Source organism: Skermanella sp. (assembly GCF_059503625.1).
The window spans coordinates 1-10,134 of record NZ_JCACHA010000760.1 but is presented as its reverse complement, the minus strand read 5'-3'; the positions used below and the strand labels follow the sequence as shown (position 1 = coordinate 10,134).

Here is a 10,134-nt window from a genome sequence, read left to right as displayed (position 1 = left end):
GAACAGCAGCAGGTCGGCCAGCCAGGACCGCTTGCCCTTGTCCAGCGCTTCCAGACCCAGTTTCATGCCGTATTCGTAAAGGCGGCGCTTGAGCGGCGAGGCATCCATGATGCGGGCGCGGACATCGGCGGCGATCTGTTCCCAGACGCGCGGAGCGAACAGCACGAAAGTCGGCCCGACTTCGCGGAAGTCGCTCATCATCGTCTCGGTTTCCTCGACGAAGTTGACGGTCATCCGGCTCAGCAGCGCCTTGCCCAGCACATAGACCTGCTCCATGATCCAGGGCAGCGGCAATACGGAGACGTATTCGTCGCGCGGTCCCTTGGGATCGACGCCGAGATAGCTGGCGCAGTGACGGATGACCCGGCCAGCGGGGAGCATCGCCAGCTTAGGGTTGGCCGTCGTGCCCGATGTCGTGCACAGGACGGCCACGTCCTCGCCCTTCGTCGCTGCGACCAGCTCGTCGTAGAGGGCAGGGTATTCGGAGGCGACGGCGTCGCCGTGATGCATCAGCTCGGTCACGGAGATCAGGCGCGGGTCCGTGTGCTTCCGCATGCCGCGCGGGTCGCTGTAGACGATCAGCTTGACGGTGCCGATGCGGTCGCCCAGCGCCAGCAGCTTGTCGACCTGCTCCTCGTCCTCCGCGAAGACCGCGCGGGCGCCGCTATAGGTGATGAGGAACGCCAGTTCCTCGTCCAGGGCGTCGCGGTACATGCCCAGGCTCATGGCGCCGACCGCATGGGCGGCGATCTCGCCGCAGACCCAGTCCGGCCGATTGTCGCCGATCAGGGCGACGACGGCGCCTCGGCCGATCCCGAAATGGTGAAGTCCCAGAGCGAAGGCCTTGACGCGCGTCTGGTATTCCCGCCAGTTCAGGCAGTGCCAGATGCCCAGGTCCTTGACGCGGAGCGCCACCTCGTCCGGATGGTTGCGGGCGTGAAGCTGAAGCAGCTTCGGGAAGGTGTCGAACAACGCCAGGTCGGGCAGCGACAGGTCGGGCAGCGACAGGTCGGGCAAATCGTTGACGGTTCCGGCACCCATCACGCCACCTTTCCGGCGGGAGCGGGGACGGTGACGTCTTCTTCATCGCTCAGCACGTCGTCGGCCTCGCCCAGATAGGCGCGCTTGACGTGGGCGTTCGCCAAAACTTCCTCGGGATAGCCCTCGGCGATCTTCTTGCCGAAGTCCAGCACCATGATCCGGTGGGAGATGTCCATGACCACGCCCATGTCGTGCTCGATCATCACGACGGTCATGCCGTATTCCTCGTTCAGGTCCACGATGTAGCGGGCCATGTCCTCCTTCTCTTCGAGGTTCATGCCGGCCATCGGTTCGTCCAGCAGGATCAGGTCCGGCTTCAGCGCCATGGCGCGAGCCAGCTCCACCCGTTTGCGGAGGCCGTAGGACAGCGTGCCGGCGATCGATTTGCGGACATGCTGGATGTCGAGGAAGTCGATGATCTCCTCGATCTCGCGCCGGTGCGCCAGCTCTTCGGTGCGCGCGCCGGTGAACCAGTAGAGGGCGCCGGTCAGGAAATTGTTCTTCAGGAGGTGGTGGCGGCCGACCATGATGTTGTCGAGCACGGTCATGTGCCCGAACAGCGCCAGATTCTGGAAGGTTCTTCCGATGCCGATTTCCGCCCGGTTGTTGGGCGTCATGCCCGTCACGTCCTGGCCCTTGAAGAATATCTGGCCTTCGGTCGGGGTGTAGCGGCCGGAAATGCAATTGACCATCGAAGTCTTGCCGGCGCCGTTGGGGCCGATGATCGAGAACAGCTCGCCCTTGTCGATGCTGAAGCTCACATCGGTCAGCGCTCGCACGCCGCCGAACCTCAGCGATACATGCCGGGCTTCAAAAATGGGCGTATCGGCCTTCACCGTGCGTCCTCCCTGAACCATTATTATTGGTCATACCATTTGAGCGGTATGTCCCTTGCGCCTCATCGTGCGTGCCCAATCCTTAAATACAAGGCGAATGGGCTGCAACAGATTTCGGCGTTTTAGAAAACAATCGTTTGTAAAATTCCTGTCGGGTGCCGTGTTACCCCGCATTGGGAAGTTCCGGCATACAGGTGTATCGCTTCGGCACCGGTAGTGCATCGAGGTTAGGGCCGAATCGGCACCTGACCAAAGGTATAGAATGCGCAGTGCCAAGAACGGCAATATATGCCAAAAGTATTATAAAAGTGAGTAAAACTCCCTCTTGCACAGTCTATGGTGCGCTGCGGTAAGCGACACTGCGCGATAGGTAGAAAAGCTCTCGAAAAGTTCTCGCGCTGTCGCGAAACCTTTGAAAATACTTCTCCTTGGTATGACCACTTGCATCATGCTGGTGTTTGCCTACATGCCAATTCTGCGCTACACCACGACTCTACAAAAAAGGTTTCGGTCACTTCGCGATCCAAACCTCCGCTGGTTGCTGATGCAATGGAGGAGTTCCTGTGACAACGTTCACCGGTCATGACACGCTCAAGGCTCGCCGCACCCTCGAAGTGGGTGGCAAGTCCTATGATTACTTCAGCCTGAAGGCGGCCGAGCAGGCCGGCCTGGGTGATGTATCCACCTTGCCGTTCTCCCTGAAGGTCCTGCTGGAAAACCTTCTGCGTTTCGAAGACGGACGCACGGTTTCGGTCGATGATGTCAAGGCGCTCGGTCAGTGGCTGAAGGATCGCAGGAGCGACACGGAGATCGCCTACCGTCCCGCCCGCGTCCTGATGCAGGACTTCACCGGCGTTCCCGCCGTGGCCGATCTCGCCGCGATGCGCGAGGCCGTCAAGTCGCTGGGCGGCGAAGTGTCGAAGATCAACCCGCTATGCGCGGTCGATCTGGTGATCGACCACTCGGTCATGGTCGACGAGTACGGCAATGCCGGCGCGTTCAAGAAGAACGTCGATCTGGAGTTCGAGCGCAACCAGGAGCGCTACGCCTTCCTGCGCTGGGGCCAGACCGCGTTCGACAACTTCCGCGTCGTGCCGCCCGGCACCGGCATCTGCCATCAGGTCAATGTCGAATATCTGGCCCAGACCGTCTGGACCGATACCGATCAGGCGACCGGCAAGACCATCGCCTACCCCGACACCCTCGTCGGCACCGACAGCCACACCACCATGGTCAACGGCCTGGCCGTGCTCGGCTGGGGCGTCGGCGGCATCGAGGCCGAGGCGGCCATGCTGGGGCAGCCGATCTCCATGCTGATCCCGGAAGTCGTCGGCTTCAAGCTGGTCGGCAAGCTTAAGGAAGGCGCCACCGCGACCGACCTCGTGCTGACCGTCACCCAGATGCTGCGGAAGCGCGGCGTGGTTGGCAAGTTCGTCGAGTTCTTCGGCCCCGGCCTCGCGGCCCTGCCGCTGGCCGACCGCGCGACGATCGCCAACATGGCCCCGGAATACGGCGCCACCTGCGGCATCTTCCCGATCGACGCCGAGACCATCAAGTTCCTGACCTTCACCGGCCGCGATCCCGAGCGGGTGGCGCTGGTCGAGGCCTATGCCAAGGCGCAGGGCATGTGGGCCGAGCCGGGCTCGCCCGAACCGGTCTTCACCGACGTGCTGGAACTGGACCTTTCGACCGTCGAGCCCGCCCTTGCCGGCCCCAAGCGCCCGCAGGACAAGGTCCTGCTGTCGGCCCTGTCGCAGGCGTTCACCAGCGACCTGACCTCGGCGTTCAAGGTTCCCGCCGGCGACGAGAGCAAGGTGGTGCCGGTCAAGGGCGCCGACTACAGCCTTCGCCAAGGTGACGTCGTGATCGCCGCGATCACGTCCTGCACCAACACCTCCAACCCGAGCGTGCTGGTGGCAGCCGGCCTGCTTGCCAAGAAGGCGGTCGAGAAGGGCCTGACCTCCAAGCCGTGGGTCAAGACCTCGCTGGCTCCGGGCAGTCAGGTGGTGACCGACTATCTGGCCGCCGCCGGCCTGGACACCTATCTGGACAAGCTGGGCTTCAATCTGGTCGGTTACGGCTGCACCACCTGCATCGGCAACTCCGGTCCGCTGCCGGAGCCGATTTCGGCCGCCGTCGAAGAAGGCGATCTGGTCGTCGCCGCCGTGCTGTCGGGCAACCGCAACTTCGAAGGCCGCGTCAACCCGCACACCCGCGCCAACTATCTGGCGTCGCCGCCGCTCTGTGTCGCCTATGCGCTGGCCGGCAACGTCAAGGTCGATCTGGTCAACGACCCGATCGGCACGGGCAGCGACGGGCAGCCGGTCTACCTGAAGGACATCTGGCCGACCAACCAGGAGATTGCCGACACCATCCAGGCGTCCCTGACGCCCGAGATGTTCCGCAGGCGCTACAGCAACGTGTTCGCCGGCCCGGCGGAGTGGCAGTCGATCGAAACCGCGACCGGCCAGACCTACAACTGGGTGGAAGGTTCGACCTACGTCAAGCTGCCGCCGCTGTTCGAGGACATGAAGCCCGAGCCGGCGCCGGTCTCCGACGTCCACGGCGCCCGTCCGCTCGCGATCCTGGGCGACTCGATCACGACCGACCACATCTCGCCGGCCGGTTCGATCAAGAAGAATAGCCCGGCCGGCGAATACCTGCTGGGCTATCAGGTGCGTCCGGACGACTTCAACTCCTACGGCGCCCGCCGTGGCAACCACGAAGTCATGATGCGCGGCACCTTCGCCAACATCCGCATCAAGAACGAGATGGTGGCCGGCGTCGAAGGCGGCGTCACCAAGTACATCCCGACCGGCGAAGTGCTGCCGATCTACACCGCCGCCATGCGCTACGCCGACCAGGGCACCCCGCTGGTCATCGTCGCCGGCAAGGAGTACGGCACGGGGTCGTCGCGTGATTGGGCCGCCAAGGGCACACGCCTGCTCGGCGTCAAGGCCGTCCTCGCCGAGAGCTTCGAGCGTATCCACCGCTCGAACCTGATCGGAATGGGCATCCTGGCGCTCCAGTTCAAGGACGGCATGTCGCGCCAGAGCCTGAAGCTGGACGGCACGGAAATCTTCGACATCACCGGCGTCGAGTCGGGCCTGACCCCGCGCAAGGACATCGATGTCAAGATCACCCGCGCCGACGGCTCGTCGGAGACGATCCAGGTGATGCTGCGCATCGATACCCTGGACGAGGTCGAGTACTACAAGAACGGCGGCATCCTGCAATACGTGCTCCGCAGCATGATCAAACAGGCCGCATAAGCCTTTCAGCCCCGGAAGGCCCAGGTTGAAAGAATGGTGAGATCGAGCCCCGCAGTGGTAAGCTGCGGGGCTTTTTCTTTGAAGGGATTTCACCGATGGCTCTGGTACTGGACGGCATGCCTGCTGAGGAGAAGCGCCGCCGGTTCGCGGAGATGGTGAGCCAGCTGGTGGCGGAGCGTTTTCCCGAAGGCGGCGTCTTCGCGGTGGCCGCCGTCGGCGCCTTGGCCGGCAGCCGCTTCTTCGGTGTCCGCTACAAGGCGGAGGCCGCTGGTGAGCGCGCCTGGGTAGCGCGTCCGCACGGACCGGAGCGGACGGAGGTCTGGAACCCTGCCGGCGAGGGTTTCACCTGGGCCTATTCCGACACTTTGCCCGGCGGCGCCGCGACCTACCTTCCGGACGAGGACGGCATGAAGCGGCTGCACGGCCTGTTCGACGCCGAAGGAACCGCCCTGACGGCGCTGGGCCGCCGTATCCACGCGCTGCTGACGGGAACGGAGCCTGACGACGATTGACATTGTCCGGCAATCACTGGACATGACGAAGTGGAATTCTGGACCATGCCGACTTTTAACGCAGATCAACTCGATTTCACCGCTTCCGCAGTGCGTGCAACCGTGAATAAGGCTGAAAGAACGCGTCTCCCATCCAATGAGGACTGTGCTGCTTTCATCCGTGCTTTCGAGGATACGGAGCCGAACGCCGATCTGATCGATCTCATGAAACTGCACAATGAGATTTCATCAAGTTGTTTGCTACGATCAGATGACGTTCAGCCCCGTCATGCCGTCGTACAGCAGCTTCACGCCGGCCACGAACAGCATGAAGAAGCTGACGCGGTAGAATAGCTTTTCGCTGACGCGTCTGGTCAGCCACACGCCCATCCAGATCCCTATGGGAGCCAACGGCGCCAGTGCCAGCGATGTCGAGACGTTCGCCATATTGAGCTGCCCCAGCCAGAAATACGGGATCAGCTTGACGTAATTCACCACGCCGAAGAACATCACCGTCGTCCCCGCCAGCAGCATCTTCTCCATGCGTAGGGGCAGCAGGTATATGAGCACCGGCGGCCCGCCCGCATGGGCGACGAAGCTGGTGAACCCCGCCACGCCCGACCAGAACAACCCTTTGGCGCCCGATGGCGGCGAAGCCTCCAGCAACTGCCGCTGCAACAGCGGCTTCAGCCATTGGTTGATCGAGAACAGGACGGCGATCAGCCCGATCAGCACCCGAACCGCATCGTCGTTCAGATGGCCGAATGCCAGCACGCCGATGCCGATGCCCAGAAGCGATCCCGGCAGCAGCACGCGCATCTGGCTGCGGCTCCAGGTCTTGCGGTACGCCCACAGGCCGAACAGGTCCATCAGGCACAGGATCGGCAGCATCAGTCCCGCCGCCTGGGCAGGAGAAATGACCAGCGCCATCATGGGCACCGCCAGGGCTCCAAGCCCTGAAAGTCCTCCCTTGCTGATGCCGGAAAGCAAGACTGCGGGGATGGCGATCGCGTAGAAGACGGCATCTGTGATCATGCTGGCCTTCAGACACCTTCTTCAGGCGCTTGGCAAGGTGTTTCCAGCGGTGGTCAGCTCGTCAGTGCAACGGATCGGGGAGATCAGTCCGAAAGCTTGTTCATTCGACTTCGTTTACTCCGCCGCAGTATTGGAACGGACACCAACAAGATATTCGTACTGTCGTGTCAACTGTTCCACATGTCCAACCATGATTTGATGTGTCGCCCCAAAGAGTTGCTCCAGAGACTCCTGTTCCCGAACAATATGTGCTACATCATCCTTGGTCGCCACAACTGGCAGTATCTTTTTGATGGCACTAACTTCAAGGGACAGGTTGTCAATTTTATCATTGAGGGCGTCAACTTTGCCCACTAGCAAAGACAGCATCGTTTTGAGTTCTTGGTCCATATGCTGCCTCCTACTGCATGCGCAAAAAAGTATAAGGTGGGCGGCCGCATTTGTCGAGAAACTGTCACACGCCTGAACAAAGAGATGTCAGTAGTACGAGAGTCTACATCTCGTAATTGCAAATCGTGAGGTTCTGCGGATCTCGCCGATGTTTCGGTGAGCTTCAGAACGAATCCGCGCTGAATCATGCAGCCAGAAACACCTTGGAGAATGACGCACGAGCTCACTATGGCGGAAAAGACTGTCACATGACAGCCAGCGACATTTTGCTCCATGTCCATCACGCCCAGCGTGTCGAAAACGCCGGTTTTCCGCCACGCGAACGAAGCAAACTTGCGCCGCGGCCATTCTGAAAGCTTTCCAAAAACTCTAAAACGCGCTAAGTTTTCGCCGTTTTTGAGGCGGGTGCCTTGCGTGTTCCGCAGGCGCTCCATCATGCAGGGGGAGGCGGCGTCGGCGACGGGTGGCTCGGTTGCCATTCAGTCCAGCACCCAGGAACGGGGTTTCCCGGCACCGGGACAATGAGTGGCAGCGACAAAGAGCCTAATCGCGCATCCAGGAAGAGCCCGGCAAAATGGGCCGGAGTAATCGGTACCAGGAATCGAAATCCTGCAACAACCATACTGGAGCCTACCGTCCGACCCGGCAGACGCAATATATGGTATTAAAATTGAATTTTAAACACCGTAGGTTGTGTTTAATTGGGCGGATTGGAACCTCCGGATAATCTTAGACGAGAGGATCTAGCCGTGCTTGAAGCCTACCGCCAGCATGTCGCTGAGCGCACCGCACTCGGGATTTCGCCCCTGCCGCTGTCCGCCAAGCAGACCGAGGAACTGATCGGCCTGTTGCAGGCGCCGCCCGCGGGCGAGGAGCAGTTCCTGGTCGAGCTGCTGACGCACCGCGTTCCGGCGGGTGTCGACGACGCCGCCAAGGTCAAGGCCGCCTTCCTGGCCAAGGTCGCGAAGGGCGAGGAGTCCTGCGCTCTGGTTTCCAAGGTCAAGGCCACGGAACTGCTCGGCACCATGCTCGGTGGCTTCAACATCAAGGCGCTGATCGACCTGCTGGCCAGCGACGAATGCGGCGCCGCCGCTGTCGCGGGCCTGAAGACGACCCTGCTGATGTTCGACTATTTCCACGACGTCAAGGATCTGGCCGACAAGGGCAATGCCAACGCCAAGGCCGTGCTGCAATCCTGGGCCGATGCCGAGTGGTTCACGTCGCGCCCGGAAGTACCGGAAAGCCTGACCATCACCATCTTCAAGGTGACCGGCGAAACCAATACCGACGACCTGTCGCCGGCGCCGGATGCCTGGTCGCGCCCGGATATCCCGCTGCATGCCCTGGCCATGCTGAAGAACGCCCGCCCCGGCATTGAGCCGGACGAGCCCGGCAATTGCGGCCCGATGAAGCAGCTGGAAGCGCTGAAGAGCAAGGGCAACCTGGTAGCCTATGTCGGCGACGTGGTCGGCACCGGGTCGTCGCGCAAGTCCGCCACCAATTCCGTGCTGTGGTGGACCGGCGAGGACATCCCCTTCGTCCCGAACAAGCGTTTCGGCGGTGTCTGCCTCGGCACCAAGATCGCGCCGATCTTCTACAACACCATGGAAGACGCCGGCGCGCTGCCGATCGAGCTGGACGTGTCCAGGATGGACATGGGCGACATCGTCGAGCTGCGCCCCTATGACGGCAAGGCCCTGAAGAACGGCGAAGTGATCGCCGAATTCACCATCAAGTCCGACGTGATCTTCGACGAGGTCCGCGCCGGCGGTCGTATTCCGCTGATCATCGGCCGTGGTCTGACCGGCCGCGCCCGCGAGGCGCTGGGCCTGCCGCCGTCCACCCTGTTCCGCCTGCCCGCCGTCCCGGCCGACAGCGGAAAGGGCTTCACGCTGGCCCAGAAGATGGTCGGCCGCGCCTGCGGTCTGCCGGAAGGCTCCGGCATCCGTCCGGGCACCTATTGCGAACCGAAGATGACCACCGTCGGCTCGCAGGACACCACCGGTCCGATGACCCGCGACGAGCTGAAGGATCTGGCCTGCCTCGGCTTCTCCGCCGACCTCGTCATGCAGTCGTTCTGCCACACCGCGGCTTATCCCAAGCTGGTGGACGTCAAGACGCATCAGGAGCTGCCGGCCTTCATCTCCACCCGTGGCGGCGTTTCCCTGCGGCCCGGCGACGGCGTCATCCATTCCTGGCTGAACCGCCTGCTGCTGCCCGACACCGTCGGCACCGGCGGCGACAGCCACACCCGCTTCCCGATCGGCATCTCGTTCCCGGCCGGCTCCGGTCTGGTCGCTTTCGCGGCCGCGACCGGCGTCATGCCGCTGGACATGCCGGAAAGCGTGCTGGTGCGCTTCAAGGGCACCATGCAGCCGGGCGTGACGCTCCGCGATCTGGTCAATGCGATCCCGCTCTACGCGATCCGCCAGGGGACGCTGACGGTCGAGAAGAAGGGCAAGAAGAACATCTTCTCCGGCCGCATCCTGGAGATCGAGGGGCTGCCCGACCTGAAGGTCGAACAGGCCTTCGAGCTGTCGGACGCCTCGGCCGAACGTTCCGCCGCCGCCTGCACCGTCCGGCTCAGCGAAGCGCCGATCATCGAATACATGCGCTCCAACATCACGCTGATGCGCTGGATGATCGCCAGCGGCTACGCCGACCGCCGCACGCTGGAGCGGCGCATCAAGTCGATGGAAGCCTGGATCGCCGACCCGCAGCTTCTGGCCCCCGATGCCGACGCCGAATACGCCGCCGTCATCGAGATCGATCTGGCCGACATCAAGGAACCGATCGTCGCCTGCCCGAACGATCCGGATGACGTCAAGCTGCTGTCGGAAGTCGCCGGCGACACGATCGACGAAGTGTTCATCGGTTCGTGCATGACCAACATCGGCCACTTCCGCGCCGCCGCCAAGGTGCTGGACGGTAAGTCCGACATCCCGACCCGGCTGTGGATCGCTCCGCCGACCAAGATGGATGCAATGATCCTGAACGAGGAAGGCTATTACAGCGTCCTCGGCAAGTCGGGCGCCCGCATGGAGATGCCGGGCTGTTCGCTATGCATGG

General features: G+C 62.5%; 7 protein-coding genes. 3 read left to right on the top strand and 4 right to left on the bottom strand.

Going from position 1 to position 10,134, the window contains the following annotated elements; all coding sequences use genetic code 11:
- Both AC5JJ6_RS26395 and AC5JJ6_RS26390 read right to left on the bottom strand, forming a co-directional pair.
- Positions 1-1,041: AMP-binding protein (locus AC5JJ6_RS26395; protein ID WP_496044922.1), on the bottom strand; the 1,041-nt coding region annotated here is incomplete at its 3' end.
- On the bottom strand, positions 1,041-1,898 hold the full coding sequence (locus AC5JJ6_RS26390) for an ABC transporter ATP-binding protein (RefSeq protein WP_496044921.1): 858 nt from the start codon (positions 1,896-1,898) through the stop codon (positions 1,041-1,043). The genes AC5JJ6_RS26390 and AC5JJ6_RS26395, both read right to left, overlap by 1 nt.
- 542 nt (positions 1,899-2,440) lie before the next feature.
- Between AC5JJ6_RS26390 and acnA the strand changes: the two genes are divergently transcribed.
- Together acnA and AC5JJ6_RS26380 are read left to right on the top strand one after the other, a co-directional pair.
- A complete protein-coding gene (gene acnA, locus AC5JJ6_RS26385; RefSeq protein WP_496044920.1) occupies positions 2,441-5,149 on the top strand; it encodes an aconitate hydratase AcnA in 2,709 nt (902 codons plus the stop codon).
- Between the two features lie 95 nt (positions 5,150-5,244).
- Positions 5,245-5,661 (top strand): hypothetical protein, encoded by a 417-nt coding sequence (locus AC5JJ6_RS26380; RefSeq protein WP_496044919.1) that lies wholly within the window; start codon positions 5,245-5,247, stop codon positions 5,659-5,661.
- Positions 5,662-5,907: 246 nt separating this feature from the next.
- On the opposite strand, the gene AC5JJ6_RS26375 is transcribed toward AC5JJ6_RS26380, so the two are convergent.
- Positions 5,908-6,675, bottom strand: coding sequence for a sulfite exporter TauE/SafE family protein (locus tag AC5JJ6_RS26375; protein WP_496044918.1), 768 nt, complete (start codon positions 6,673-6,675; stop codon positions 5,908-5,910).
- A gap of 114 nt (positions 6,676-6,789) precedes the next feature.
- On the bottom strand, positions 6,790-7,065 hold the full coding sequence (locus tag AC5JJ6_RS26370; protein ID WP_496044917.1) for a hypothetical protein: 276 nt from the start codon (positions 7,063-7,065) through the stop codon (positions 6,790-6,792).
- A 749-nt stretch (positions 7,066-7,814) separates the two neighbouring features.
- Here AC5JJ6_RS26370 and acnB point away from each other — a divergent pair.
- A partial coding sequence (gene acnB / locus AC5JJ6_RS26365; protein ID WP_496044916.1) for a bifunctional aconitate hydratase 2/2-methylisocitrate dehydratase occupies positions 7,815-10,134 on the top strand: 2,320 nt, incomplete at its 3' end.

What these genes read in the sequence shown, in the direction of transcription:
- AC5JJ6_RS26390 (WP_496044921.1), bottom strand. Translation starts at nt 1,898, where the DNA reads ATGGTTCAGGGAGGACGCACGGTGAAGGCCGATACGCCCATTTTTGAA.
- AC5JJ6_RS26375 (WP_496044918.1), bottom strand. Translation starts at nt 6,675, where the DNA reads ATGATCACAGATGCCGTCTTCTACGCGATCGCCATCCCCGCAGTCTTG.
- AC5JJ6_RS26380 (WP_496044919.1), top strand. Translation starts at nt 5,245, where the DNA reads ATGGCTCTGGTACTGGACGGCATGCCTGCTGAGGAGAAGCGCCGCCGG.
- AC5JJ6_RS26370 (WP_496044917.1), bottom strand. Translation starts at nt 7,065, where the DNA reads ATGGACCAAGAACTCAAAACGATGCTGTCTTTGCTAGTGGGCAAAGTT.